Origin of the sequence: Erythrobacter colymbi (assembly GCF_002155685.1) — a bacterium.
GTDB lineage: Bacteria > Pseudomonadota > Alphaproteobacteria > Sphingomonadales > Sphingomonadaceae > Erythrobacter > Erythrobacter colymbi.
Window position 1 is genome coordinate 289,389 of sequence record NZ_MUYK01000004.1, and the last position, 25,700, is coordinate 315,088.

The 25,700-nt window shown below is 68.6% G+C and carries 24 protein-coding genes; 11 read left to right on the forward strand and 13 right to left on the reverse strand.

Features of this window, described 5'->3' with window-relative positions:
• Positions 1 to 186: 186 nt before the first annotated feature.
• Complete coding sequence (gene murA, locus BZF57_RS11070) at positions 187 to 1,467, reverse strand: UDP-N-acetylglucosamine 1-carboxyvinyltransferase (RefSeq protein ID WP_086737734.1); 1,281 nt, start codon at positions 1,465 to 1,467, stop codon at positions 187 to 189.
• A 148-nt stretch (positions 1,468 to 1,615) separates the two neighbouring features.
• Between murA and BZF57_RS11075 the strand changes: the two genes are divergently transcribed.
• A complete protein-coding gene (locus BZF57_RS11075; protein WP_086737736.1) occupies positions 1,616 to 2,494 on the forward strand; it encodes a UTP--glucose-1-phosphate uridylyltransferase in 879 nt (292 codons plus the stop codon).
• 73 nt (positions 2,495 to 2,567) lie between these two features.
• Here BZF57_RS11075 and BZF57_RS11080 read toward each other — a convergent pair whose 3' ends face one another.
• The 8 genes from BZF57_RS11080 to glnE all read right to left on the reverse strand — a co-directional run bounded on the left by BZF57_RS11080 (position 2,568) and on the right by glnE (position 13,137).
• Positions 2,568 to 4,376, reverse strand: a complete 1,809-nt coding sequence (locus BZF57_RS11080; RefSeq protein ID WP_086737738.1) for a flotillin family protein — start codon at positions 4,374 to 4,376, stop codon at positions 2,568 to 2,570.
• Between the two features lie 12 nt (positions 4,377 to 4,388).
• Positions 4,389 to 5,018 carry an OB-fold-containig protein gene (locus BZF57_RS11085; protein ID WP_086737740.1) on the reverse strand — a complete coding sequence of 210 codons (630 nt, stop codon included), beginning with the start codon at positions 5,016 to 5,018 and terminating at the stop codon, positions 4,389 to 4,391.
• Positions 5,019 to 5,136: 118 nt separating this feature from the next.
• The gene (locus BZF57_RS11090; protein ID WP_086737742.1) at positions 5,137 to 6,429 is read right to left on the reverse strand and encodes a cytochrome P450; all 1,293 of its coding nucleotides are present in this window, start codon (positions 6,427 to 6,429) and stop codon (positions 5,137 to 5,139) included.
• On the reverse strand, positions 6,426 to 7,967 hold the full coding sequence (locus BZF57_RS11095; RefSeq protein ID WP_206073247.1) for an acyl-CoA synthetase: 1,542 nt from the start codon (positions 7,965 to 7,967) through the stop codon (positions 6,426 to 6,428). The genes BZF57_RS11090 and BZF57_RS11095 overlap by 4 nt, the downstream gene beginning before the upstream one ends.
• 268 nt (positions 7,968 to 8,235) lie before the next feature.
• A complete protein-coding gene (locus tag BZF57_RS11100; protein WP_086737746.1) occupies positions 8,236 to 9,000 on the reverse strand; it encodes a M23 family metallopeptidase in 765 nt (254 codons plus the stop codon).
• 108 nt (positions 9,001 to 9,108) lie between these two features.
• On the reverse strand, positions 9,109 to 9,900 hold the full coding sequence (locus tag BZF57_RS11105; RefSeq protein ID WP_086737748.1) for a ferritin-like domain-containing protein: 792 nt from the start codon (positions 9,898 to 9,900) through the stop codon (positions 9,109 to 9,111).
• A gap of 7 nt (positions 9,901 to 9,907) precedes the next feature.
• Positions 9,908 to 10,381 carry a peroxiredoxin gene (locus BZF57_RS11110; RefSeq protein WP_086737750.1) on the reverse strand — a complete coding sequence of 158 codons (474 nt, stop codon included), beginning with the start codon at positions 10,379 to 10,381 and terminating at the stop codon, positions 9,908 to 9,910.
• Positions 10,378 to 13,137, reverse strand: a complete 2,760-nt coding sequence (glnE, locus tag BZF57_RS11115) for a bifunctional [glutamate--ammonia ligase]-adenylyl-L-tyrosine phosphorylase/[glutamate--ammonia-ligase] adenylyltransferase (protein ID WP_086737752.1) — start codon at positions 13,135 to 13,137, stop codon at positions 10,378 to 10,380. Before glnE ends, BZF57_RS11110 begins: the two co-directional genes overlap by 4 nt.
• A gap of 101 nt (positions 13,138 to 13,238) precedes the next feature.
• On the opposite strand from glnE, the gene BZF57_RS11120 reads away from it, so the two are divergent.
• The 4 genes from BZF57_RS11120 to BZF57_RS11130 all read left to right on the forward strand — a co-directional run bounded on the left by BZF57_RS11120 (position 13,239) and on the right by BZF57_RS11130 (position 16,948).
• The gene (locus BZF57_RS11120) at positions 13,239 to 14,942 is read left to right on the forward strand and encodes a M28 family metallopeptidase (protein WP_086737754.1); all 1,704 of its coding nucleotides are present in this window, start codon (positions 13,239 to 13,241) and stop codon (positions 14,940 to 14,942) included.
• 7 nt (positions 14,943 to 14,949) lie between these two features.
• Positions 14,950 to 15,927 (forward strand): agmatine deiminase family protein, encoded by a 978-nt coding sequence (locus BZF57_RS11125; protein WP_086737756.1) that lies wholly within the window; start codon positions 14,950 to 14,952, stop codon positions 15,925 to 15,927.
• Positions 15,928 to 15,975: 48 nt separating this feature from the next.
• Positions 15,976 to 16,104 (forward strand): hypothetical protein, encoded by a 129-nt coding sequence (locus tag BZF57_RS21730; protein WP_276206620.1) that lies wholly within the window; start codon positions 15,976 to 15,978, stop codon positions 16,102 to 16,104.
• Positions 16,105 to 16,174: 70 nt separating this feature from the next.
• Complete coding sequence (locus BZF57_RS11130; protein WP_086737758.1) at positions 16,175 to 16,948, forward strand: DUF1223 domain-containing protein; 774 nt, start codon at positions 16,175 to 16,177, stop codon at positions 16,946 to 16,948.
• Positions 16,949 to 17,005: 57 nt separating this feature from the next.
• Here BZF57_RS11130 and BZF57_RS11135 read toward each other — a convergent pair whose 3' ends face one another.
• From BZF57_RS11135 to thrS, 3 genes are read right to left on the reverse strand one after another with little or no spacing between them, the layout of a single operon-like run.
• Complete coding sequence (locus BZF57_RS11135; RefSeq protein ID WP_086737760.1) at positions 17,006 to 17,749, reverse strand: TSUP family transporter; 744 nt, start codon at positions 17,747 to 17,749, stop codon at positions 17,006 to 17,008.
• Positions 17,749 to 18,093 carry a hypothetical protein gene (locus BZF57_RS11140; RefSeq protein WP_240505947.1) on the reverse strand — a complete coding sequence of 115 codons (345 nt, stop codon included), beginning with the start codon at positions 18,091 to 18,093 and terminating at the stop codon, positions 17,749 to 17,751. Before BZF57_RS11140 ends, BZF57_RS11135 begins: the two co-directional genes overlap by 1 nt.
• Positions 18,094 to 18,112: 19 nt before the next feature.
• On the reverse strand, positions 18,113 to 20,107 hold the full coding sequence (gene thrS, locus BZF57_RS11145) for a threonine--tRNA ligase (protein WP_086737764.1): 1,995 nt from the start codon (positions 20,105 to 20,107) through the stop codon (positions 18,113 to 18,115).
• Positions 20,108 to 20,430: 323 nt separating this feature from the next.
• On the opposite strand from thrS, the gene BZF57_RS21105 reads away from it, so the two are divergent.
• The 3 genes from BZF57_RS21105 to BZF57_RS11155 are packed head-to-tail and all read left to right on the forward strand — an operon-like array spanning position 20,431 to position 21,230.
• The gene (locus BZF57_RS21105; protein ID WP_156076249.1) at positions 20,431 to 20,592 is read left to right on the forward strand and encodes a hypothetical protein; all 162 of its coding nucleotides are present in this window, start codon (positions 20,431 to 20,433) and stop codon (positions 20,590 to 20,592) included.
• A 3-nt stretch (positions 20,593 to 20,595) separates the two neighbouring features.
• Complete coding sequence (locus BZF57_RS11150; RefSeq protein WP_086737766.1) at positions 20,596 to 21,042, forward strand: hypothetical protein; 447 nt, start codon at positions 20,596 to 20,598, stop codon at positions 21,040 to 21,042.
• Positions 21,039 to 21,230: a helix-turn-helix transcriptional regulator gene (locus BZF57_RS11155; RefSeq protein ID WP_086737768.1), complete on the forward strand. Its 192-nt coding sequence runs from the start codon at positions 21,039 to 21,041 to the stop codon at positions 21,228 to 21,230. The genes BZF57_RS11150 and BZF57_RS11155 overlap by 4 nt, the downstream gene beginning before the upstream one ends.
• Here the strand turns inward: BZF57_RS11155 and BZF57_RS11160 are convergent.
• Entirely contained in the window at positions 21,227 to 22,894 is a 1,668-nt protein-coding gene (locus tag BZF57_RS11160) for an alkaline phosphatase D family protein (RefSeq protein WP_086737771.1), read from the reverse strand. The two genes, BZF57_RS11155 and BZF57_RS11160, sit on opposite strands and share 4 nt — an antisense overlap.
• Positions 22,895 to 23,015: 121 nt before the next feature.
• Between BZF57_RS11160 and BZF57_RS11165 the strand changes: the two genes are divergently transcribed.
• The 3 genes from BZF57_RS11165 to BZF57_RS11175 are packed head-to-tail and all read left to right on the forward strand — an operon-like array spanning position 23,016 to position 25,640.
• Positions 23,016 to 23,750: an alpha/beta hydrolase family protein gene (locus BZF57_RS11165; RefSeq protein WP_169712961.1), complete on the forward strand. Its 735-nt coding sequence runs from the start codon at positions 23,016 to 23,018 to the stop codon at positions 23,748 to 23,750.
• A 7-nt stretch (positions 23,751 to 23,757) separates the two neighbouring features.
• Positions 23,758 to 24,648, forward strand: a complete 891-nt coding sequence (locus BZF57_RS11170; RefSeq protein WP_240505948.1) for a tetratricopeptide repeat protein — start codon at positions 23,758 to 23,760, stop codon at positions 24,646 to 24,648.
• Entirely contained in the window at positions 24,645 to 25,640 is a 996-nt protein-coding gene (locus tag BZF57_RS11175; protein ID WP_086737775.1) for an LLM class flavin-dependent oxidoreductase, read from the forward strand. Before BZF57_RS11170 ends, BZF57_RS11175 begins: the two co-directional genes overlap by 4 nt.
• Positions 25,641 to 25,700: the final 60 nt, after the last annotated feature.

The following is a 25,700-nucleotide window of genomic DNA, read 5'->3' on the forward strand; positions in this document are numbered from 1 at the left end:
GCGGGGGTTTAGCAGGGGTCTGGTGCCCGTCAGGACCGCGCGATGTCCCCGCTAGAGGCCCCCAGTCCCGGCCTTCGTCATTGCGAGGCCGAAGGCCGCGGCAGTCCATCGACCGATCACTTGCGGCAAGCTCACGCCATGGATTGCTTCGTCGCTAGGCTTCTCGCAACGACGAGGCATTGTGCATCAGTCGTCCACCCGCTCGATATCTGCGCCCACCAGCTGGAGCTTTTCCTCGAGCCGCTCGTAGCCGCGGTCGAGGTGATACAACCGCCGCACGGTGGTCTCGCCCTCGGCGGCGAGGGCGGCGATCACGAGGCTCATCGAGGCGCGCAGGTCGGTCGCCATCATTTCGGCGCCGGTCAGGCGGTCGACGCCCTTGACGATCGCGGTGCGGCCTTCGGTGGTGATGTCCGCCCCCATGCGCGCCAGTTCCGGCACGTGCATGAAGCGGTTCTCGAAGATCGTTTCCTTGAGCACGCTCGCCCCTTCCGCCTTGCACAGCAGCGCCATCAGCTGCGCCTGCATGTCGGTGGCAAGGCCCGGATAGGGCGCGGTGGTGAGGTTGGTCGCCTTCAGCGGCCCGCTCGCGCCGACGGTGACGCTCTTGGCGTCCCACGAGACGTCGCAGCCGATCGCTTGCAGCGCATGGATGGTCGCCATCATCTCGTCCGCGCGCGCGCCTTCCAGACGCACTTCGCCGCCGGTGATCGCCGCGGCGCAGGCATAGGAGCCCGCCTCGATGCGATCGGGCATGACGCGGTAGGTCGCGCCGTGCAGGCGCTTGACGCCGTGGATCGTGAGGTTCGAGGTGCCGATCCCCTCGATCTCCGCGCCCATCGCCACCAGCATGTTGCACAGATCGACGATTTCCGGCTCGCGCGCGGCGTTGAACAGCCGGCTGGTGCCGTTCGCCAGCACGGCGGCCATCAGCGCATTCTCGGTCGCGCCGACGGAGACGACGGGGAAATCGAAGTCCCCGCCCGGCATCCCGCCATCGGGCTGCGTCGCGCGGACATAGCCCGCGGCGAGCTCGATCTTCGCGCCGAAGGCTTCCAATGCCTTGAGGTGCAGGTCGATCGGGCGGTTGCCGATGGCGCAGCCGCCGGGCATCGAGACGGTCGCCTCGCCCGCACGCGCCAGCATCGGCCCGAGCACGAGGATCGACGCGCGCATTTTGCGGACGAGATCATAGGGCGCGACGGTGGAGGTGATGCGGGTCGCCTCCATGCTCATCACCCGCCCGAAATCCTCGGGGCGCGTGCCCTGGATCACGGTGGTGACGCCGAACTGGTTCATCAGGTGCTGGAAACCGTCGATATCCGCGAGGCGCGGCAGGTTGCGCAGCGTCAGCGGCTCCTCGGTCAGCAGCGCGCACGGGATCAGCGTGAGCGCGGCGTTCTTCGCGCCGGAAATGGGGATGGTTCCCTGGAGGCGGTTGCCGCCCTTGATGATCAGCTTGTCCATGCCCCCTGCCTTAGCGAAAAGTGACTTTGGCGCAACTCGCAGGCGACAGCGCCGATCAAAGATTGACCTTCCCCGCGCGGCGCGGCACGGGAAAAGAAAAGACCAGCAGGGCGCGCGACTTTCCGATCCTTTCCAGCGAGAGCACCGAATGTCTCCCAAGCCGATCCGTAAGGCCGTTTTTCCCGTTGCCGGTCTTGGCACCCGTTTCCTCCCCGCGACCAAGGTGGTCCCCAAGGAACTGCTGCCGGTGGTGGACCGCCCGCTGATCCAGTACGCGGTGGACGAGGCGCGCGAGGCGGGGATCGAGCAGATGATCTTCGTCACCGGACGCGGGAAGACCGGGATCGTCGAGCATTTCGACATCGCCTTCGAACTCGAACAGACCATGACCGAGCGCGGCAAGGATCTGAGCGTGCTCGATCCCACCCGCGCGACGCCGGGCGATGTGATCGCGGTGCGCCAGCAGGTGCCCTTGGGCCTCGGCCATGCGATCTGGTGCGCGCGCGCGATCGTGGGTGACGAGCCCTTCGCGATCTTCCTGCCTGACGAGCTGATGGTGGCGAAGCCCGGGGGCACGGGCTGCATGAAGCAGATGGTCGATGCCTATAACCAGGTCGGCGGGAACCTCATTTCGGTGCTCGAAGTGCCGATGGCGCAGGTTTCAAGCTACGGCGTGATCGATCCGGGCGCGGAGATTGGCGCGCTGACCGAGGTGAAGGGACTGGTCGAGAAGCCGCCCGTCGCCGAGGCGCCCTCGAACAAGATCGTCTCGGGCCGCTACATCCTCCAGCCCGAGGTGATGCGGGTGCTGGAAAACCAGGGCAAGGGCGCGGGCGGGGAGATCCAGCTGACCGACGCGATGGCGAAGATGATCGGCACCCAGCCGTTCCACGCCGTGACCTTCGACGGCCACCGCTACGATTGCGGCAGCAAGGTCGGCTTTGTCGAGGCGACGCTGGCAATCGCGCTGCAACGCCCCGACATGGCCGAGGAAGTGCGCGCGATTGCGCTGGATTTGCTGAAGTAACAGGGAAATCCGTTCGCCCTGAGCCTGTCGAAGGGCGGTGCTTCGACAAGCTCATGACGAACGGGTTTGAGGGTTACTCCGCCGCTTCCCCCGTCGGCGCGTCGTCCGCGTCATTGTCGCGCGGCTTGGCGAGTTTCGCGGGCTTGGGCGCAGCGGGTGCCGGCGCGGGCTTTTCGGCTTCCGCCTCGGCCGCGCCCTTGACCAGACCGCCGAGCGAGGAGCCGTCGAGCCCCAGCTCCTTCATCAGCCCGTCGAGCACCGGCGCCTGCGCGCGGTAGGCGAGCGCGGCGGCGACCGCATCGCTCGCAAGGTTGCCCGAACCCGAGCCGCCGCCCGAGCCACCGTCCGCGCCGCCATCGTTGGCCGCGCGGCCGCCATTGGTGAGCCCGTCGACCTGCACGATCTTGATCGAATCGATCGCTTCCATCGGCTTGGCGCTCTCGCGGATGACCTCGGGCAGCACCTTGAGCAGCGCCATCTTGGTCTGGAGGCTGATCTGGTCGCTCGAGAGGATGTTGGCCGCCTCGTTGATCGCGCGCTGGCCCGCCGCTTCGACCTCGAAGCGCACCGCGGCGGCTTCCGCGCGCAGCTTTTCGGCCTCGGCCTCGCCCTGCGCTTCGAGCTTCAGCGCCTCGGCACGGTTGGCGGCGGCGTCCTTTTCCGCCTCGGCCTGCACCTTCACGCCGATCGCGTCGCGCTCGGCCTGCTTGGCGGCCTCGATCAGTTCGATGGTCTTCTGCCGCTCGGCAATCTCGCGTTCGCGCGCGGTGGCGACGCGTTCCTCGGCTTCGACCGCCTTGGCGCGGGCCTCATCGGCCTGCGCCTTGGCCTGGCTTTCCTCGCGGCTCTTGTTCTGCACCGCGATCTGCTGTTCCTGCCGCGCGATCTCGAGCGCGCGCTGCTGGACGATGCGCGCTTCCTCGACGAGGCGGTCGGCCTCGATCTGCTGGGCATCGACCTGCTTCTTGGCCTCGATCCGCGCCGCTTCCGCCTCGCGGTTGCGCTCGGCCTGCTCGCGGGCGATTTCGGCTGCCTGCGCCGCGCGCCGCACCTCGACCTCGCGCTCCTGTTCGAGGCGGGCATATTCCTGGTCGCGGCTGATCTCGAAGCTCTTCTTGCTGGCTTCGAGGTTCTTGCTCTCGATCTGGACGCGGGTTTCCTGCTCGATGTCGTTACGCAGCTTCTTGCGCGCCTCGATCTGCTCGGTGAGCTTGGTCAGACCCTCGGCGTCAAAGGCGTTGTTGGCATTGAAGTGCTCGATGCTGGTCTGGTCGAGGCCGGTCAGCGAGACCGACTCCAGCTCGAGACCGTTCATCGCGAGGTCGTTGGAGGAGACCTGCTGCACCTTCTGCACGAAGTCCGCGCGCTGTTCGTGCAGCTCGTTCATCGTCATCCCCGCCGCGACCGAACGCAGCGCGTCGACGAACTTGCCCTCGACGAGGTCCTTCAGCAGGTCGGGCTGCATCGTGCGCTGGCCGAGCGTCTGGGCCGCCATCGCGATCGCCGCGGCATCGGGGCGGACGCGGACGTAGAATTCGGCCTTCACGTCGATCCGCAGCCGGTCGAGCGTGATCAGCGCCTCGGTGTCACGCCGCACGACGCTGAGGACGAGGGTGTTCATGTTCACCGGCATCGCCTCGTGGAACACCGGGAAGACCAGCGCGCCGCCGTTCATCACCACCTTCTCGCCGCCCATGCCGGTGCGCACGAATGCGGTTTCCTTCGAGGCGCGGCGGTAGAGCCGGATCAGGAAGGCGAGGAACACGACGACAAACAGCACCGTCCCGACGCCGACGGCGCCGTAGGTGATCAGGCTCGCGGTGCTGTCCGCTGCCCCGGTGGTGGCGAGTTCGCCGCCCGTGGTGGTGGTCGTCAAAGACATGTGCGTTCCCCTTTAAGAATCGAGCCCGAGCAACGGGCTTTCGTAGCGCACGCCGTAGAAGGTTGGCCCTTCGCGGCGCACCAGCAGGACGGTGTCGCCCGTCCGCAATTCGGTTGTGGTGTCATGGGGTTCGACCATGACGAAATGGGCCTGCCCGTGAACGTCGATCACCCGCGCGCGGGCGGGCGAGCCGGGGCGCGCGGTGCCGATCTGGATCTCGGCATCGCGCCGCACGAGATCGTCGAGTTCGATCGCGGTGGTCTCGTCCTTGGGGATCACCGCGCCCAGCGGCCGCATGGCGAGGCTGTTGAGCGGCAGCGCGGCGCCGCCGGCGAACAGCGCGGCCCATCCGGCCGAAAGCGGTGCGCCGAGCATTCCGGCGATCACGCTCTGGCCGATCAGGCCGACCGCGGCGAAGACCAGCATCAGGCTGGCGAGCCAGATCATCAACGGCACCCGCCCGAGCCCGAGCAGCGACAGCAGCGCATCGCCCATTCCGCCCAGTTCGAGGCCGCCATCGGCGTCGAAATCGGCAGCCCCGTCGATCACATCGCCGAGGCCCGTAACCTGGACGAGCGCCATCACCCCCAGCCCCGCCAGCGCGAGGACAAAGGGCAGATTATGGGCGGCAAGCAGGCTCACGCGGCCCCCCGCAGATCATCGAGGCGAAACAGACATCCCATGCCCCGAAATCTAGGACAAAGCGCGGTGGGGTAACAGGAAAATCGGACAGGCGGCTGCCGATTTTCCCCCCGCTTTCTCAGGCAGGCGTCACCCGCAGCGGCAGGGTCTTGAGACCGCCGACAAAGGTGCTGCTGGCGCGCTTGGCCTCGCCTGCCGGCTCCACCGCCGCCACCCGGTCGAGGATAGCCTCGAACAGGATCTTCATCTCCAGCCGCGCCAGATGCAGGCCGAGGCACTGGTGCGCCCCCGCCCCGAAAGCGAGGTGGCGGTTGGGCGAGCGCGCGGCGTCGAACCGGCGCGGATCGGGGAACTGCGCGGGGTCATGATTGGCGGCGACGTAGTTGATCATCAGCCAGTCGCCCGCCTTGATCTGCTGCCCGCCCAGCTCGCAATCCTCGGCCGCGGTGCGCATGAAGTGCTGCACGGGGCTGGTCCAGCGGATCGCCTCCTCGACGATGCCGGGGAGCAGCGAGCGGTCGGCGCGCACGCGGGCATATTGCTCGGGATCGCGGGCGAGCGCCTGCATCGCGCCTGCGGTGCTCGCCGAGGTGGTGTCATGCCCGGCGGTGGCGACGATGATGTAGTATCCCGCCATGTCGCGCGGGGGGAGCGGCTGGCCATCGACCAGCGCATTGGCGATGACGCTGGCGACGTCTTCGGTGGGGTTGCGGCGGCGATCCTCCGCAATCCCTGCGAAGTAATCCTCGAAGGTCTTCACCGCGCCCGCGACGATCTGCACCACCTGTTCGGGGGTCATGTTCTCCATGCCGCTGCCCGAGAGGTCCTTGTCCTGCCCGCCGAACAGCTGCTGGGTGAGCATCTGCATCCGGAACTCGTCCTCCGGCGGCACCCCGAGGATCTGCATCACCACGCGCAAGGGATAGGGGCCGGAGACTTCCTTCACGAAGTCGACCTCGCCCCCTTGCTCAAGCATCCGGTCGACCGTGCGGGCGGCGAGCGCGCGCAGTTCGTCCTCCAGCCTGGCGAGGTTCCTCGGCATGAACCATTCCTGGGTCAGCTTGCGGTACTTGGGATGGATCGGCGCGTCGAACACCACCAGCGAATCGACCAGCATGTTCGAGCCCGTCGCCGCGCGGCTGAACTCGATCGCCTGGTTGAAGCTAAAGACGACGGGGCGCGGGTTGTTGAGGAAGGCGGCGTTGTCCTTCGATATCCGCATCACGTCGTCATAGCGGGTGACGAGCCAGAAGGGATCGAACAGCCCGGGCGTGTCGGGCTGCACCTTCGCCACGGGCGTGGTCGCGCGGATATGGTCGAAGGTGTCGAGCAGCCCGTCCCACTGGGCATAGCCGTGCGGGTCGATCACCGCGCGGGCGAGGTCGCCCGCCAGCACCGCCTCCCCGCTCACTCCGCAGCTTCCTTCGCCTTGGCCGCATACTCATCCCGCAGCTCGCGCTTGTAGAGCTTGCCGTTGGCCTCGCGCGGGAGATCGGGGCGGAAATCGAACAGCTTGGGCATCTTGATCTTGGAGAGGCTGGGGCTGAGGAATTCGCGCAGCTCCGCTTCCAGTGCCTCGCCCGCGTGCGCCATGTCCTTGGGCTGCACCACCGCGACCACCTTTTCGCCGAGGTCGGGGCAGGGCGCGCCGATCACCGCGGCGTCCATCACCTTCTCGTGGGTGACGAGCAGGTTCTCGATCTCTTGCGGGTAGATGTTGACGCCCCCGCTGATGATCATGTGGCTCTTGCGGTCGGTCAGGAACAGGAAGCCGTCGCTATCCAGATGCCCGATGTCGCCCAGCGTCATCCAGCCCTTGGGGTGCATCGCCTCGCGGGTCTTGTCGGGATCGTTGTGATAGGTGGGGAGCAGGGCGTTCTCGAAATAGATCAGCCCGTCCTCGCCGGGGCCGACTTCCTCGCCATCCGGCCCGCAGATGTGGAGCGTGCCGTAGATCGCCTTGCCGACGCTGCCGGGGTGGGTGAGCCAGTCCGCCGAGCGGATCATGGTCATGCCGATGCTCTCGCTGCCGGCGTAGTATTCGTTCACGATGGGGCCCCACCATGCGATCATCTCCTGCTTGATCGGCACGGGGCAGGGCGCGGCGGCGTGGAGCGCGCGCTGGTGGCTGGAGAGGTCGTATTTCGTGCGCACCGCGGGATCGAGCTTGAGGAAGCGCACGAAGTGGGTCGGCACCCACTGGCTGTCGGTCACCTTGTACTTCTCGATCGCGGCGAGCGCCTCTTCGGGATCGAATTTCTCCATCATCACCACCGTCCCGCCGAGCCGGTGGACGACCGAGCACCAGCCGATCGGGGCGGCATGGTAGAGCGGGGCAGGGGAGAGGTAGATCATCGAGCCGTCGGTCGGCATTCCGGCGCCCATTACCGCAAGGCCGACCAGCGGCACGGCGGCCTGCGGATCGGGGTCGGCGGGCGGGGCGGGGCGGATGCCCTTGGGGCGGCCGGTGGTGCCCGAGGAATAGAGCATCACCATCCCGGCGCTCTGGTCGGGAATCGGCGTCGAAGTCTGCGCGGCGAGCGCAGCGGCGAAATCTTCCGCGTCCCCGCTGTCCATCACCAGCACGCTGAGGCCCGGGCATTCCTTGCGGATATCGCCGAGCATCCCGGCGAAATAGACGCTGGTGATCAGCAGGCTCGCCTGCGCGTCGCGGATGATATAGGCCGCCTCGGGCGCGGTCAGGCGCGAAGAGATCGGCACCAGCATCGTGCCCGCGCGCTGGGAGCCCCAGATCAGGGTGAAATACTCGATCCGGTTTTCGAGCAGCACCGCGAAGGCATCGCCCGCGCCGATCCCGTGGGCTCGCAGCAGATGCGCGAAGCGGTTCGATTCCGCCTCCATCTCGCCATAGGTGATCTGCTTGCCCGATCCGGTCATGATGACTGCCGGATGATCAGGGCGGGTCGCGGCGTGCGCGATCGGGTGCATCGACATTATCTCTCTCCCCAACGGCAGCACCACAAAGGGGGGGCGGAGCTGCCAGCGTTCTCTCTCGCGAGAAAATCTAGCGGGCGCGGGAACGCTCGCAAGGGAAAAGAGTATGTGAAGTGCTACTCAATAGGCGCGCCACGCGGTGGCGGGGTGGCCAAGACAAGAAAAAAGGCGGCGGGATAACCCGCCGCCCATGTTCGGACACCCTCTCCAATGTCCGGCCCGTTTACACGGGCAATCTCGAAAGGCCTTCCTGCCTGGGGGCTTACTCGCCGCCCTGACCGTCGAGGCGCGCATCGCGGGCGTAGGCCAGCTGTGCTTCGCTCTCCACCATATACGGAATCGGATTGACTGCAAGACCCTCGACGCGAACTTCGTAATGAAGGTGCGGGCCGGTCGAACGGCCGGTCGAACCGACGTAGCCGATCAGGTCGCCCTTCTTCACGGTGTCGCCCGCGGCAACCGCGAGACGCGAGAGGTGGCCGTAGCGGGTCTGCATCGCGGCGCCATGCTCGAGGCTGATGAACAGGCCGTAGCTCGAGAACCAGTCCGCGCGGCTCACGACACCATCGGCGGTGGCGTAGACCGGGGTGCCGGTCGGCGCGGCGAGATCGATGCCCTGATGCTGGCGGCGGCCGCCGAGCACGGGGTGGGTCCGCATCCCGAAGCCGCTGGTGAGCGATGCGCCTTCGAGCGGCATGCGCGAGGGCACCGAGATGCCGCGGGTCGGGACGGGCGAGGAATAGGCGGTCACGACTTCGCTGCCGGCGGCCGGACCCGAGGTCGGCGAGGTGCGCTCGATGGCGGTCCAGCTGGCAAAGAGCGACTTGAAGCGGGCATCGCCGTTGTCGACGATGTCGGGCTGGCCTTCGCGCAGCGGCGCGGTGACGTCGGCAGCAGCGGTGGTGGTGGTCGTGGTCGAGGCGGCGGAATTGGCGGTGTTGGCGAAGGCCGGCGAAGCGGCGGAAACCAGGACAGCGACGCAGCCCGTTGCAGCGAGCTTGATCACCTGACGCACGTTGAAGTTCATAACTGACCCGGTCCCGATTGCGGCCCTGCCGTTTGGCGCGGTGCCGTAGGAATATTCGAGCACGTCTGATGCGCGCCTTCGTTGGAGTGTGGTTATCCGGGTGAGTCGTTAATACGCAATCGTTGCGTAGAAACCGCGCGACAAACCGGCTGCAAGACGCGCCGAGTCGTTGAACGGTGGCTTAACGTGCCCCCTGAAATGCCGTTTTACGAGGCTCTGCCAAAGGGATTCGGGTTCGGTCTGCGCCGTTTCGGCACAGCGCAAAAAGTGCTTGGTGCCCATCGCGACGTGGCGGATTTCGTCGTCAAGTATCCTTGTGAGGATTTTTGCGCCGTTGGCATCGCCGCTCGCCGCGACGCGTTCCAGCGTCATCGGCGTTACGTCCAGCCCGCGCGCTTCGAGCACCATCGGCACCACGGCGAGCCGCGCGGCGACATCGTGGCGGGTGGCGAAGGCGGCCTCCCACAGCCCGGCGTGGGCGGGCAGGGCGCCGTAATGGCTGCCGAGCGTTTCGAGCTTCCGCGCCAGCAGCGCGAAGTGCATCGCCTCGTCCGCCGCGACCGCCAGAAAGTCGCTGACGAACTCCGGCCCCATCTCCGCCCCGAATCGCCCCGCCATGTCGAGCGCGAGGTCGATCGCGACGAACTCGATATGGGCAAGGCTGTGCCACAGGGCGATTCGCGCCCGCTCGCTCCCGCCACGCCCACGCTTGGGCATCTGATTCGGAGGGAGCAGCTCGGGCCGCTCCGGCCAGGCCGGCTGGTCGGGCATGGCGGCGTCGAATTCCCACGCCAGCCGCCCCGCCCGCCAGTCGCGCGCGAGCTGGCGGGTGGCGAAGCACTTGGCCCGCGGCTCGGGGGTGAGCAGCGCGGCGCGGATGGCGCGGGCGACGGTTGTCATGGGTGCGTCAAAGCGCCTTGGCCGCCGCCAGCACTTCCTCTGCGTGGCCGGCGACCTTCACCTTGTCCCAGATCTGCGCGATCTTGCCGTCCGGGCCAACCAGATAGGTCGCGCGGACCATGCCCATGTAGGTCTTGCCGTACATCTGCTTCTCCGCCCACACGCCGAGCGCGTCCGAGAGGCCGCCCTCTTCGGCGTCGGTCGCCAGCGGCGCGGTGAGGCCGTGCTTGGCGATGAACTTGGCGTGCTTCTTGGCCGGGTCCTTGGAAACGCCGAGCAGCTTCGTGCCCGCCGCCTCGAACTGGTCCTTGAGCGCCGAGAAATCCTTGTTCTCGGTGGTGCAGCCCGGGGTGTCGTCCTTGGGGTAGAAGAAGATCACCAGTTTGGAGCCGGCGAAGTCCGAGGGCTTCACGCTGCCGCCCTCGGGGGTTTCCATGGCGATATCGGGGATGGCGTCGCCGACGCCGGGGAAGTTGCTCATGCGGGGTTCTCCTGTTCGGTTTCGAGAATGTCTGTGCCCAGAATTTGTTTCCACGCCGCGGCGACCGTCCCGCGCGCTGCGGCAAAGGCGGCGAGCAGGTCGGCGTAGGAATCGCAGCCGCAGGCCCGCGCCAGCGCCCGCGCGCCCGAGGGCGGGGGTTCGCGTCCATCGGGGGCGAGCAGGCGTCCGGCGACGAGCATCCGGCTCATCAATGCATGGGGCTGGGCAAGGTCGGCGGGCACCAGCCCTGCCGCTGCCAGCCCTTGGATCGCGATTTCGAGATCGGGCGAGAGCGCGCCCGGCGCGGCCTCGGCCAGCGCGCGACCATCGGCGGTTTCGCCCTTCAGTTGCAGGTAATGGACGAGGAACTCGATATCGACCAGCCCCCCGCGCGCGAGCTTGGCATCGACCGGACCGCCGGGCTGCTTGTGCTTCGCCATCTCGGCGCGCATCGCCAGCACCGCATCGCGCAGCGCCTCGCGGTCGCGGGGGGCGTGAAGCACCTCGGCGAGCACCGCTTCCAGTTCGGCGCGCGCCCGGGGCGAACCATAGAGCACCCGCGCGCGGGCGAGCGCCATGTGCTCCCACGTCCACGCCGCCTCGCGCTGGTATTTGCCAAAAGCCTCGCAGGAGACCGCCAGCGGCCCCTGATTGCCCTGCGGGCGAAGCCTTGTGTCGACCTCGTAGAGCGCCCCCTGCGCGGTCGGCACCGAGAGCGCGGCGCTGACCCGGCTGGCGAGGCGGTTGTAGTAGATCGTGCCCCCCAGCGGCCGCGCGCCATCGGACTGAGCGGCGAAATCGCCGGTGAAAAGGTAGACGATGTCGAGGTCGCTCGCATGGGTGAGCGCGCCGCCGCCCAGCCGCCCGAGGCCGAGGATCAGCAGCTCGCTCGCCGCAATGCGCCCGTGCTTGGCGGCAAATTCCTCGACGGTCGCCTCGGTCGCCAGCTGGAGCGCGGCCTCGGCGGTGCGCGAGAGGGCGCGGGCGATGTCGAGCGGGTCTGCCAGCCCCTCGATCAGCTGGATGCCGAGCGCGAAGCGGATCTCGCCGGTGACGATGCGGATCGCATCGAGCAGCGCCTCGTAATCATCGCGGATCGCCGCCCCGTGCATCCTCACCATGATCGCGCTCACATCGCCCGGCAGGTCGAGCGCGTCGCGGTCGACCAGCGTGTCGAGCAGCTCGGGTTTCCGCGCCAGCTCGTCCGACAGCACGGGGGCGAGGGTGAGCGCGGCGACAAGGCGCGCGATGAGGTCGGGGCGCGCGGCGAGCAGGCGGAAGGTCGTGATGGCAGACGGCACGCTCTCGACGATCCGCTCCCAGCGGGTGATCGCGCGCATCGGATCGTCGCTCTTGGCGATGGCCTCGAGCAGCAGCGGGGCGAGGCGGTCCCATGCCTCCACCGCCTGCGGGCTGCGGATCGCGGCAAAGCGCCCGTCGCGCCAGGTCTCGACCCGTTCGGCCAGCACTTCGGGCTCGGCAAAGCCCCATGCCGCGAGTTGCCCCGCGAGCGCGCTGGCGGGCATGGCGACCGCGACGGCAGTGGTATCGGTGCGGCCGATCAGTTCCTCGTAGATGCGTCCCGTGCGTTCGGTGAGTTCGGTCAGCTCCGCCACCAGCGCCGCCCCGTCGGCAAGGCCATCGAGCCGCGCGACATTGTCGAGCGCCTCGCCTTCGGGCAGCGCGTGGGTCTGGCGGTCGTGGACCATTTGCAAGCGATGCTCGATCGCGCGCAGGCGGTCATAGCCCTCGCCGAGGATCACGGCGTTCTCCGGGGCGATCCACCCCGCGCTTGCCAGCGCATCGAGCGCCGCGCGGGTGCCGCGCACGCGCAGCGAGGCGTCACGCCCGCCGTGGATCAGCTGGTGGGTCTGGGCGTAGAATTCGATCTCGCGGATGCCCCCGCGCCCGCGCTTCACGTCGAACCCGGGGCCGGGAGCGGCGGGCCCTTCGTGGCTGTCGCGGATGCGGTGGGTGAGCGCGCTGATCTCCTCGATCGCGCCGAAATCGAGCTGCGAGCGCCAGACGAAGGAGAGGATCGCGGCGAGGAAGTCCTCGCCTGCCGCAACGTCCCCCGCCGCCGCGCGGGCGCGGATGAAGGCGGCGCGCTCCCAGGCGAGGGCCTGCCCCTGATAATGGGTCAGCGCTGCGCCGACCGGCACAGCGAGGGGGCTAACCTCGCTCGCGGGCCTGAGGCGCAGATCGACGCGCAGGGCGTAACCTTCCGCCGTGTTGGCCGAGAGCAGCGCCACCACCCGCCGGGCATAGCGCTGCGCCGCCTCGCCCGGATCGTCGGAAGACCGGCGCGGCAGGTGGTCGCGGTCGAACAGCAGGATCGGGTCGATGTCCGAGGAATAGTTGAGCTCGCCAGCCCCCTGCTTGCCGAGGGCGAGGGCGATCATCCCGTCGGCGCTGTCCTCTCCGGTACGTTCGGCAATCGCGGTGCGGATCGCGCGGTCCAATGCGCGGTCGGCGAAGGCGGTGAGTTCGCCCACCACGCGGGCGAGCGGGAAGGCCCCTGCCAGATCGCCCACCGCCAGCGCCGCCGCCAGCGCCAGCCGCTCGCGCCGCAGCGCCAGTTCGGCGTCCGGCTCCTCCCCCCGCGCCCGCGCCCATGCCAGCGCGGCCTCGCCCTCGCCCGCTTCGAGCAGCGCGGCAAGCTCTGGTTGGCGATCGAGCGCGCGCGCCAGAAAGGGCGCATGGGTGCGGGCGCGGTGGAGCGCGCCTTGCCAGTCGGGGGTGAAGCTCTCTCCCATCGCGGGCCTCTCTGGCCCCCCGTGGCTTTGCCCGCAAGGGGTGTGCTTGCGCAGCCATCGCGGCTCTGCGAAGGGGAACGCGCACTTCTGGAGAGCCTGCCATGACCATCCGCCTGTCCGCCTTCGGAGCCCTCGTCGCAGGCGCGCTCGCGCTCGCTGCCTGCGAGGGGATGCCCGCGCCCGGCGATGCGAGCGCGGCGCTCGATATCCCCGAGATCGCCCCTGCGCCGATTTCCGAAGCGACCATGAAGGACGTCACCCGCACGCTTTCGAGCGATGCCTTCGAGGGCCGCGCGCCGGGCTCGGCGGGCGAGGAAAAGACCATCGCCTACCTCTCGGAGCGCTTCAAGGCGGCGGGATTGCAGCCCGGCAACAAGGGCTCGTGGGTGCAGGACGTCCCGCTGGTCGAGATCACCGGCAAGAACTACGCCCCGCTCGCCGTCACCGGAAAGGGCGCGCCGCTGAGCTTCGCCTATGGCAAGGACTGGGTCGGCGCGACCTATCGCGAACAGCTCAAGACCACCCTCAAGGACAGCGAGCTTGTGTTCGTCGGCTACGGCATCAACGCGCCGGAAAAGGGCTGGAACGACTACGCGGGCCTCGACGTGAAGGGCAAGACGGTGGTGATCCTTGTCAATGATCCCGACTGGCAGACCGCCGGGCTGGAAGGCCCCTTCAACGGCAAGGCGATGACCTATTACGGCCGCTGGACCTACAAGTTCGAGGAGGCCGGGCGTCAGGGTGCCGCGGGCGCGCTGATCGTCCACCAGACCGCGCCTGCCGCCTATGGCTGGAACGTGGTGCAATCCTCGTGGAGCGGCCCGCAGGCCTATGCCCAGCGCGGACCCGATGCCGAGCCGCTGACCGAGGTCAACGGGTGGATCAGCGAGAGCGCCGCGCGCCAGATGCTCAAGGCCGCAGGGCAGGATCTGGACGCGCTGACCAAGGCGGCGCAGACCAAGGGCTTTAAGGCGGTGCCGCTCGGCCTCACGCTCGGCACCAGCTTCGACAACGACGTGCGCAGCTTCATGTCGCACAACGTGATCGGGATTCTGCCGGGCACCGAGAAGCCGGACGAATACGTGCTCCACACCGCGCACTGGGATCACCTCGGGCGCTGCACCCCGGCTCCTGACGGCGACGACATCTGCAACGGCGCGATCGACAATGCCACCGGCACGGCCGCTCTGGTTGCTCTCGCGGAGGCCAACGCCAAGACGGGGGCGCCGCGCCGCACGATGGTGTTCCTGGCGGTGACGGCGGAGGAATCGGGGCTTCTGGGGGCGACCTATTACGCCCAGAACCCGGTCTTCCCGCTATCGCAGACCGTCGGCGGCGTGAACATGGACGCGCTGTCGCTGGCAGGCCCGGCGAAGGACGTGACCGTGATCGGCCTCGGCAAGTCGCAGCTCGACATCTTCCTCGAAGCCGCACTGAAGGCCGATGGCCGCGTGGCGACACCGGATGCCAAGCCCGAGGCGGGGTACTACTACCGCTCCGACCACTTCGCCTTTGCCAAGCTGGGCGTGCCGATGGTCTATTTCGAAGGCGGCGAGGATCTGGTGCAAGGCGGGCGCGAGGCCGGGGCTGCGGCGGCGGCAGACTACACCGAAAAGCGCTATCACGGCCCCAAGGACGAGTTCGACGAGAGCTGGGACTGGTCGGGCGTGATGACCGACCTCCAGCTCTACTACCGCCTCGGCCGGATGATGGCGACGAGCACCAGCTGGCCCAACTGGAACGACGGGGACGAGTTCCGCGGCATCCGCGATGAAAGCTGCAAGGCTTCGGAAAAGGGCTGCTGAGCGCATCATGGCGATGATCATGCCGCCCGAATGGGCCCCGCAGGACTGGATCTGGATCGGCTTCCCGCACCTCGCCGAGGAGTGGCCCGGCTGGCTCGAACCCGCGCAGGAGCAGATGGCCGACTTCGCCTCTGCCGTGGCGGAGAGCGGGCAAGCGGTGCGCCTGCTGGTGCGCGATGAAGCCAACGAGGCGCGGGCGCGCTCGCTCGTCAGCAGCAAGGTCACGCTCGAACGGCGGGTCTATGGCGACGTCTGGCTGCGCGACACCGGCCCGCTGGTGGTCCACGAGGCCGACGGCACCCGCAGCGCACGGCGCTTCGGTTTCAACGGCTGGGGCGGCAAGTACCTCATGCCGGGCGATATGGAGATCGGCGCCGAACTGGCGCGCGATGCCGGGCTGGCGATCACCGCGACCCCGATGATCCTCGAAGGCGGGGCGGTCGATGGCGACGGCACCGGGCTGGTCGCGACGACCGAGCAGTGCCTCCTCAACCCCAACCGCAACCCGCATCTGGGCCGCGCGGAGATCGAAGCGGAACTGGCAGCGCAGCTGGGCTTCACCCGCGTGCTGTGGCTCGGCGATGGCCTGATCAACGACCACACCGACGGCCATGTCGACAATCTCGCGCGCTTCGTCGCCCCGAACCGCCTCGTGGTGCCCGAGGCCACCGGCAAGGACGATCCCAACGCCGCGATCTACGCCGATGCCGCCGCACGTGCGGCTGACGCGGGCGTGGAGGTGGTGCGCATCCCCTCCCCCGGGCGGATCGAGCGCGATGGCAGGATCGAGCCCGCGAGTTACGTCAACTTCGCGATCACCTCGCACCTCGTGGTGGTGCCGACCTTCTGCTCGCCCCACGATGCCGAGGGCGTCGCCGCCATCGCCGCGCTGTTCCCGGATCGTGACACCATCGGCCTCCCGGGCGAGGCTGTGCTCGCCGGCGGCGGCGGGTTCCACTGCGCCAGCCAGCAGATGCCCGCCTGAGGGGTGGAGTTAACGCTTCATTAGGGATTTGGAGCGAGAGTGCTGTTCATGGCCCGCGCTCTCGCTCTTCCGCTTGCTGTTGCCGACCGCTTCGATGCGGTGGAATTCGCGCGGCAGATGATCGTGCTCGGCTGTGCGCTCTCGCTGATCCTCGCCGGACGCGCGCTGCCTTTCTGAGTCCCTTCGCGTAACCGGACGCCGGTAAAACGCGAAAGCATCCCCGACACACTTGTGCGAGGATGAACCCATGACCTTCAGCCGCCCCCTGTTTCTCACGCTCGGCGTCGTTGCCGTGCTTGGTGCCGCCACGCTCGGCCTGTCGCAGGGCGCGCCCTCGGCTGCGACCGCCGCCAAGGCGCCCGCCATCGCTGCGACCGGAGAGCCGGTGCTGCTCGAGCTGTTCACCAGCCAGGGCTGCTCCTCCTGCCCGCCCGCCGACGCGCTGGCTGAGAAGCTCGCCGCCAACCCCGATCTCGTCGTGATCTCCCGCAACGTGACCTATTGGGACCGTCTGGGGTGGAAGGACACGCTGGGTCAGGAAAGCAACACCGCGCTCCAGCAGACCTATGCGCGCCGCGGGCTTGCGGGGCAGAACGGGGTCTACACCCCGCAGCTGGTGGTCGATGGCAGCTTCGGCGCGGTCGGCTCGCACGCCGATGATGTCGCTGACGGGATCAAGCAGTACGGCAGCCAGGGCGACGCCGCGATCCGCGTCGCGCCGGGGGCGGCGGGAGGCTTTGCAGTCAATCTTACCGGCACCGGGCAGGGCAAGGCCGAGCTGGTGCTGCTCGCCGTGACCCGCAAGGTCGAAGTCGGCATCGGCAGCGGCGAGAACGGCGGGCGCAAGGTCGCCTACGTCAATGTCCTGCGCTCGGAGCGCAAGGTCGGCGACTGGAGCGGGGGCAAGGCGAGCATCGCCATCGCCCCGCAGACGCTCAAGGTGCCGGGCGCGGACCGCTATGCGGTGGTGCTGCGGCAGCCAGGCGGCGGGCAGGTGCTGGCCGCGCGCTGGGTGAGCTAGGAGCATCGCGCGAAAAAGCGGGAACCGGTTTTTCGCCTAAGGCGGTGCGACCGAAAACTAGACCAGCCGCAGCAGCGCCCCCAGCGCCGCGCCGCCCAGCACCACGGCGACGATCGTGCGCCACAGCCCGTCGCCGATCCGGTGCGAGACCCGCGCGCCCAAGGCATTGCCGAGGATCACCGTCGGCAGCAGCAGCACCGCGAAGAGCAGCAGCTCCGCCTGCAGGATGCCGAGCCATGTCGCGCTCGCCAGCCCGGTGCTCGCGGCGATGGTGAAGACCAGCTGCATCGAGGCCTTGGCGGTGGCGCGCGGCAGCGTCCGCCCGGCATAATAGGGCACGACCGCCGGCCCGGGCATCCCGGCATAGCCCGTCATCAGCCCGGCGAGCATGCCGACGAGACCCGTCACCCCGTGCCCCGGCACCCCGGCGCCGCGCTTGGGCAGCAGGATGATCGCGAAAGCGCCGAGCGCGGTGAGGGCGATGGCGAGCCGGGCGACGTCCTTCGCGGTGACCGACAGCGCCCACAGGCCCAGCGGGGTCGTCAGCACCACCAGCGCACCGATCACCCAGGCGGTCGGCTCGGTATCGCGCACGAGACTGCGGATCTCGCTCGCCCCGATCATCAGCGAGAGCGCATTGGCAAGCAGCACCGCCTCGACCGGCGGAAGCGCGAGGGCGAGCACCGGCACCAGCAGGATCGCCATGCCGAAGCTCGCGATCCCGCGCACGAAGGCGGAGCCGAAGGCCGCCGCCAGCGCGACGCCAATCTGGAGCGCGGTGAAACCCCCCGGCAGTTCCACTAGGGCGCGGTGCGCTGGAAGATCAGCGTCACCGTCACTGCATGGAAGGCGGCGATGGCGAGGTTGCTCAGCACCACCGGATTGGCGAGCGTGCCGACGGTGAAGGGGGTCATCAGCTTGTAGGCGATCTGCACCAGCAGCAGCGCGGCCACCATCGCCGGCACCGGCTTCCACAGCAGCGCTGCCGATCCCGCCAGAATCGCGAGATACACCGCCAGCACGATGCCGCGGGCAGGCGAGGGCGGGCCATAGGCCGCCTCCACCCACCCCGCGTTGCCGATGATGCTCCCCGTCACCGGCACCAGCACGGCGATGTTAAGCAGCAGCGAGAGGGTGATCATCATCGGCATGGCAAGCGCTGCATTACGCGAGGTCGGGCGGGGTGCCTTCGCTCTTGAGCATCGCGATCGCCTCGGCGAGCGGCATTACCTTCTGGTGCTCGGCGCCCAGCGTGCGCACCGCGACGGTGCCTTCCTCGGCCTCGCGCTTGCCGACCACCAGCAGGTGCGGAACCTTGGCGAGCGAGTGTTCGCGCACCTTGTAGTTGATCTTCTCGTTGCGGGTGTCGGTCTCGACCCGGATGCCCGCCGCGCGCAGCTGGGCGGCGACGTCTTCGGCATAGGGATCGGCGTCCGAGACGATGGTCGCCACCACCGCCTGCACCGGCGCGAGCCATGCGGGGAGCTTGCCGGCGAAGTGCTCGATCAGGATGCCGATGAAGCGTTCGTAGCTCCCGAAGATCGCGCGGTGGAGCATCACCGGGCGGTGCTTTTCGCCATCCTCGCCGATGTAATGCGCATCGAGCCGCTCGGGCAGCACGCGGTCGGACTGGATCGTGCCGACCTGCCAGGTGCGCCCGATCGCGTCGGTGAGGTGCCATTCGAGCTTGGGGGCATAGAACGCGCCCTCGCCGGGGAGTTCTTCCCATTCGAGGCCGTTGGCCGCGACCGCATCGCGCAGTTCCTGCTCGGCCTTGTCCCAATCGGCGTCGCTGCCGAAGCGCTTTTCGGGGCGCAGCGCGAGCTTGATGTCATAGGTGAACCCGAAGTCGCGGTAGACCGAATCGGCCAGCGCGATGAAGGCCTGCACTTCGGAGACCACCTGGCCCTCGGTGCAGAAGATATGCGCGTCGTCCTGCGTGAACTGGCGCACGCGCATCAGCCCGTGGAGCGCGCCGTGCGGCTCGTTGCGGTGGCAGCAGCCCATTTCGCCGAGGCGGATGGGGAGGTCGCGGTAGGAGGTGATCCCCTGCTTGAAGACCATCACGTGCGCCGGGCAGTTCATCGGCTTGATTGCCATCCACGCGGCATCATCGGCGACCTTGGGCGAGGCGACACCGCTCTCCTCGTCGACATCGGGGACGATGTCGGGGACCGCGAACATGTTCTGCGCATACTTCCCCCAGTGGCCCGACTGCGTCCACTGGCGCACGTCCATCAGCTGCGGGGTCTTGATCTCGCGGTAGCCCGCGCCGTCCATCTTGCGGCGCATATAGCTCTCGAGCTCGCGCCAGATGCGGTAGCCCTTGGGGTGCCAAAAGACGCTCCCGTGGGCCTCTTCCTGCAAGTGGAACAGGTCCATCTCGCGCCCCAGCTTGCGGTGGTCGCGCTTGGCGGCTTCCTCCAGCCGCGTGAGGTGCGCCTGCAGCTGCTTCTTGTTGAGCCAGCCAGTGCCGTAGATGCGGGTGAGCTGCGCATTGTTCTGGTCACCGCGCCAATAGGCCCCGGCGACGCGCATCAGCTTGAAGGCATCGGGATCGAGCTTGCCGGTCGAGGGCAGGTGCGGGCCGCGGCACATGTCGAGCCAGTCGTTGCCGCTCCAGTAGACGGTGAGTTCCTCGCCCTCGGGCAGTTCCTTGGCCCATTCGGCCTTGAAGGTCTCTCCCTCGCCCGCCCACTTGGCAATCAGGTCCTCGCGGCTCCACACCTCGCGGCGCAGCGGCTTGTCGGCGCGGATGATGCGGCGCATCTCCTCCTCGATGAGGGGAAGATCGTCCATGCCGAAGGGTTCGCGGCTCTCGGGGGCCTTCACGTCATAGTAGAAGCCGTCGTCGGTCGCCGGGCCGAAGGTGATCTGCGTGCCGGGGAAGAGCGACTGCACCGCCTCGGCGAGCACGTGGGCGTAATCGTGGCGGGCGAGTTCGAGCGCATCGGCCTCGTCGCGGCTGGTGACCAGCGCGAGCTGGGCGTCGCCATCGAAGGGGCGGGTCAGGTCGCGCAGCTCGCCATCGACGCGCGCGGCAATTGCAGCCTTGGCGAGGCCTGGGCCGATCGCCGCGGCAATATCCGCCGGGGTCGAACCCTGCGGCACTTCTCGCACCGAGCCATCGGGCAGGCTGATCTTGAGCAGTTCGGTCATCGTCGCACATCCGTCTCGTTTGGGCGCGCCTTAGGGCAAAGGGGAACGCACCGGAAGAGCGGTGTTGCGTCAGTTACCGGAAGGGGGAGAACACCGCGCCGCCCCGATCCGGGCGGCGGATGCTCGGGCCTAACCCGCGCGCCGCCGCCCCCGGATGGTAGTCCGGGTGGTCGTGGTCGCGGTGGTGGTCAGCAGCTTGGCCATGCGAGGGATATAGGCGAGCGGGGGTTAAAAGTCACCTGCCGGAGTGATGGAAAGCCTCCTTGACATCTGCGGCGACTCTAATGTAAAGCGACCTTGTCATTATGAAAAAGGAGCTTTCCATGTCCCGCATCCAAGAAGCGCTCTGCCTTGCTGCCGCGCTGATCGCGATCGCCGTGCTGGCGATTTTCGACGTGATCCCCGCGCAGGTCGCGCAATATGCCCCCTTGGCGATGGTGCCGTGGCTGATCCGCCGTCCCGCCTGCGCCCCGCGGAAGGCGTGAGCCATGCGCGCGCGCATGTCCCCCGCGATGCGGCGCTACCTCAAGCGCCTGACGATCTGCATGGCGATCTATGTCGTGCTGATCTTCACCGCGGGTTGGCTGTTCCGCCACGCCCCGCCTGCGGGCGTGCTCGCCTATCCGGTCGCGGTGCTACCCGCGCTGCCGATTCTTGCCACGTTCTGGACGATCTTCCGCCTGCTGGCCGAGGAGACCGACGAATACCTGCGCATGATGCTGGTGCGTCAGTCACTCTTCGCGACCGCTTTCTGCCTCAGCATCATGACAGTGTGGGAGTTTCTGCAGAATTACGACGTCGTTCCGCCGGGCAATGGCGGATTCGGCGCGGCGTTCTTCTGGTTCGTGGGCCTCGGTCTGGGCGGGATGTGGAACGCCTTCGTCAACCGGGCGGATTGTGCCGAGGATGACGATGAGGCGGAGGCGGCGGAATGAACAACCGCCTTCGCGTTCTGCGCGCCGAACACGGGTGGAGCCAGCAGGACCTCGCCGACCGGCTGGGCGTCTCGCGTCAGAGCGTCAACGCGATCGAGAAGGGCCGCTACGACCCTTCCCTCCCCCTCGCCTTCAGCATCGCCGACGTGTTCGGCCTGCCGATCGAGGCGATCTTCCTGAGGGACTAGACCGCCAGCTTGCCCGAGCCCTTGTCGGTGCTGATCCGCTTCGTGCCCGCCAGCTGGGTCGAGCGCTGCTTCACGCCCGCGATGAAGCGGTACTCGGTCGTCACGCGGGCGGGGGTGAGTTCGACCGCCATGTAGCCGCGCTGCGCGGTGTTGGCCCATTTGAGCTGCGGGTTCTCCGCCACCAGCGCCGCCGCGAGGGTATCGGGCTGGACGAAGGTGAGGTAGCTTTCGTAGCCCGGCGAGCTCACCGAATGGCCGCCGAACTCGACGCCGACCGCCGCACCGTCCTGCGACAGCTCGAAGGCCCAGGCGTTGTGGGTGTCGCCCGCCAGCACGACGAGGTTCGCGTCGGCGTTCAGCGCCGCCTTGAACACCCGCTCGCGCGCGGCGGGGTAGCCGTCCCACGCGTCCATGTTGGAGGGCAGGCCCGCCTCGCTCGCGGCAGCGGCGGCTTCGAGCCGTCCGCGGATGAAATCGGGCAGGCCGCTGCCTGCCTGGCGCATCAGGTCCTTCGGCGTCTTGAGATTGCCGATCAGCACTTGCTGCGCGAGCACCTGCCAATGGGTGCCGGCACGGGTCGAGGCTGCGAGTGCTTCGGCCAGCCACGTTTCCTGCGCCGCGCCGAGCAGCTGGCGGTCCTTGTCGGCCCAAGCGCCGTCGCGGAACTTCGCCAGAGTCTCGGCAAGCGCCTGCGGGTCCTTGATCCCCGCCATCACCTTTTCGAGGCTGAACTGCTCGTCGCGGCCTTCCAGCCGGGTGTCGATCCGGAACAGCGTGGCAAGGTCGCCCACCTGATAGGTCGAATAGGGCGTGTCGGGCACCGGCATCCATTCGCGGTAGGCCTGCTTGGCGGCGGCCTTGCGCACCTGCCAGTCACCCTCGGTATCGCTCTGGTGGTTCTGCGCGCCGTTCTTCCACGAATCATTGGCGCTCTCGTGATCATCCCACACCGCGATCATCGGCAGCACCTGGTGGAGCCGCTGGAGATCGGGATCGGCGCGGTAGGTGGCGTAGCGCAGGCGGTAATCGGTCAGCGCGACGATCTCGGTCGAAGGCTCGAGCACGCGGTCGGGGTGGGCCTGCCCGGCGGTGGGATAGGTGCCGAGGCCGTATTCGTAGATGTAGTCGCCCAGATGCACCGCGAGGTCGACGTCGTTCGCCTCGACCGCATGGCCATAGGCGTTGAACCAGCCGAAGCCGAAATTGGCGCAGGAGAACACCGCCATCCGGAACTTGGCCGAGGGGCCCTGCGGCAGAGTGCGGGTGCGGCCCGTGGGCGAGGCGGTGCCGTCGGGCGCGAGGAAGCGGAAGAAGTACCAGCGATCGGGCGAAAGGCCGGTGGCGAGGCCCTTGGCGCACCAGTCGCGGCTCGCCGAGGCGGTGACGCTGCCTTCGGCGACCGGCCTGGCGAAGCTCTCGCTCTCGCTCACCTGCCAGGTCAGCGCGGTTTCCTTGTCGGCGACATAGCGCGTCCACAGCAGCACCGAATTGGCCGCCGGCTCGCCGCTCGCGACATTATGGGTGAAGCCCGTCCCGAAGCTGCGCGCGGCGGCCGGTGCGGCGGCGAGCGCGGCGCCGGCTCCGGCGAGGGTGAACAGGCTGCGGCGGGTGAGGGCAGCAGGCGAGGCGGCCGGCTGGGCGGCGTCGGTATCGGTCTTGAACATGGGGCGCGCTTATTCCTCTCCCGTTGCGCTGCTGTGACAGTCGCTGATGCGACCGCCGTATGACAATCGCGGCGGCGACAATGGTTGCGTTTCGCCCCTCGCGCAAGGCATGGTTGGGAGCATGAGCACGATCCTGCATCACAAGCTTTACGACGGCCGCCGCGTCGCCTTCCGCTATACCCACGGAGAGGGGCCGTGCCTCGTCTTCCTGCCCGGCTACATGTCCGACATGAGCGGCGGGAAGGCGACTGCGCTCTTCGCCGAGGCGCAGGCGAAGGGTCGCGCCTGCCTGCTGCTCGATTACTCCGGCTGCGGGCAGAGCGAGGGTGACTTTGCCGAGGGGATGCTGTCCAGCTGGCGCGACGAGGTGCTGGCGCTGGTCGAAAGCTATGTCTCCGGGCCGGTGCTGATCGCGGGCTCGTCCATGGGCGGGTGGTTGATGCTGCTCGTCGCCGAGCACATGAAGCACCGCCTCGCCGGGCTGGTCGGGATCGCCCCCGCGCCCGATTTCACCCGCTGGGGCTACACCGATAGCCAGCGCGCGGCGCTGCTCGCGGGGGAGACGATCTACGAGCCCAATCCCTATGGCCCCGAGCCCACACCGACCCACGCGAAGTTCTTCGCCGATGCCGAATGCCACCTCAGGCTCGAGAGCATGATCGACCTCGCCTGCCCCGTGCGCCTCATTCACGGCAAGCAGGACGCCGATGTGCCGTGGGAGATTTCACTGCGCCTGAAGGCCGCGCTCCGGTCGGCTGACGTTCAGGTGACGCTGGTAGAGGACGGCGACCACCGCCTGTCGCGCGAGAGCGACATCGCCACCCTCAAGGCCATCGTGGCCGAATTCTACGGATAGCGCCCTCTTGTCGATCCTCCTCGCCCTCGCCCTGCAAGTCGGCCCCAACCCCACCGGAGGCGCGCTACAGGGCGACGATCTGGTGCGCGACCGTCCGGCGCGCACCGCTCCGTCCGAGAGCCCGCAGGCCGAGGAGGCCCCGCTCAATCCCACCAGCGCATGGCTCGCCGGGTGCCTCGCCCAGATCGAGGAAGACCCGGCCCGCGCCAACAGCATGGCGCAGATCCGCCGGACCGAGACGACGGGGGCCGACCGCGTGCTCGCCAACCATTGCCTCGGCACGGCAGCCTCGGAGCTGGGGCTGTGGAGCGATGCTCGCGCAGCCTTCGTCGCGGCGCGTGACGAGACGCCCGAGGCCGAGCCCCGCGCCCGTGCGCGCTTTGCCGCGCTGGCCGGAAATGCCGCGCTGGCGGGCGGGGATGCGGCAGGCGCGCTGGAACTGCTGACGCTTGCCGAGGCAGACGCCCGCACCGCCAAGGCCGCGCTGCTCGAAGCCATCGCCGCGAGCGACCGCGCCCGCGCGCTGGTGGCACTGGGGCGGGGTGACGAGGCGCTCGCCGCGCTGGAGAATTCCACTGCCCTCGCCCCCGAACGCGCTGAGGGCTGGCTGCTCAAGGCGACCCTGCTGCGGCGGATGGAGAAGCTCGCCGAGGCCCAGACCGCGATCGAACGCGCCGCCGGCCTCGCCCCCGCCAACCCCGCCGTCGGCCTCGAAGCCGGGGTCATCGCAGTGCTCGGCGGGCGCGACGACGCGGCGCGGGCGAGCTGGCAATCGGTGATCGACCTTGCGCCGGGCACGCCTGAAGCGGCGACCGCCACGGACTATCTTGCGCAGCTCGGGCAAGCGGGCGACAACGCCGCCGCGCCCCCGCCGCCGCAGGAGACCCCGCAGTCATGACCCGTTTCTCCGTCCTCGATCTTGTGCCGGTGCGCGAGGGCGGGACGCTGTCCGAAGCCTTCGCCGCCACCGCCGACCTCGCCCGCGCGGCCGAGCGCTTCGGCTGCGACCGGTTCTGGGTGGCCGAGCATCACGCGATGGACGGGATCGCGGGCGGGGCCACGTCGGTCGTGCTCGCCCATATCGGCAACGCCACCAGCTCCATCCGCATCGGATCGGGCGGGATCATGCTGCCCAACCACACCCCGTTCCAGATCGCCGAGCAGTTCGGCACGCTCGACGCGCTGTTCCCGGGGCGAATCGACTTGGGACTCGGCCGTGCGCCGGGGGCGGGGCCGGAACTGCAGCGGGCGCTGAGGAAGAACCTCCACCAGGCCGCGGAATACTTCCCGCAGGACGTGGTCGAACTGCGCGCGCTGCTGACGGGGGACTTCGACCTGCCGATCACCGCCACCCCGGGCCGCGGCGCGCAGGTGGAGCTGTGGATGCTGGGGTCGAGCCTGTTCGGCGCGCAGCTCGCCGCCAAGCTGGGCCTGCCCTATGCCTTCGCCGCGCATTTCGCGCCCGACCACCTTGATGCCGCGCTGGCGGTCTATCGCCGCGACTTCCAGCCCTCCGAGGCGCTGGACAAGCCCCACGTGATGGTCGCGATGAACGTCTTTGCAGCCGAGACCGAGGCCGAGGCACGGCTGCTCGCCTCGAGCCAGCAGCAGAGCTTCGTGCGGCTGCGCACCGGCCAGCCGGGCAAGCTCCCCCCGCCGGTCGAGCGCTACACCGACACGCTCCCCGCTTCGGCGCAGGCGATGCTCGCGCATATCGGTCAGGCCGCCGCTGTCGGCACGCCGGCGCAGGTGCGCGAGGGGATCGCCGCCTTCGTGGCGCGCACCGGCGCTGACGAGATCATGCTGTGCGGAGCGACCTATGACCCCGAGGCGCGCATCCGCAGCCTCGAGCTGACCATGGACGCCTGCCAGACCGTCGCAGCGGCGTAGCATTAGGCGATCATCGTGCTTGCACCGCGAGGCGAAAAGCCTGTATCGCGCAAGACACGA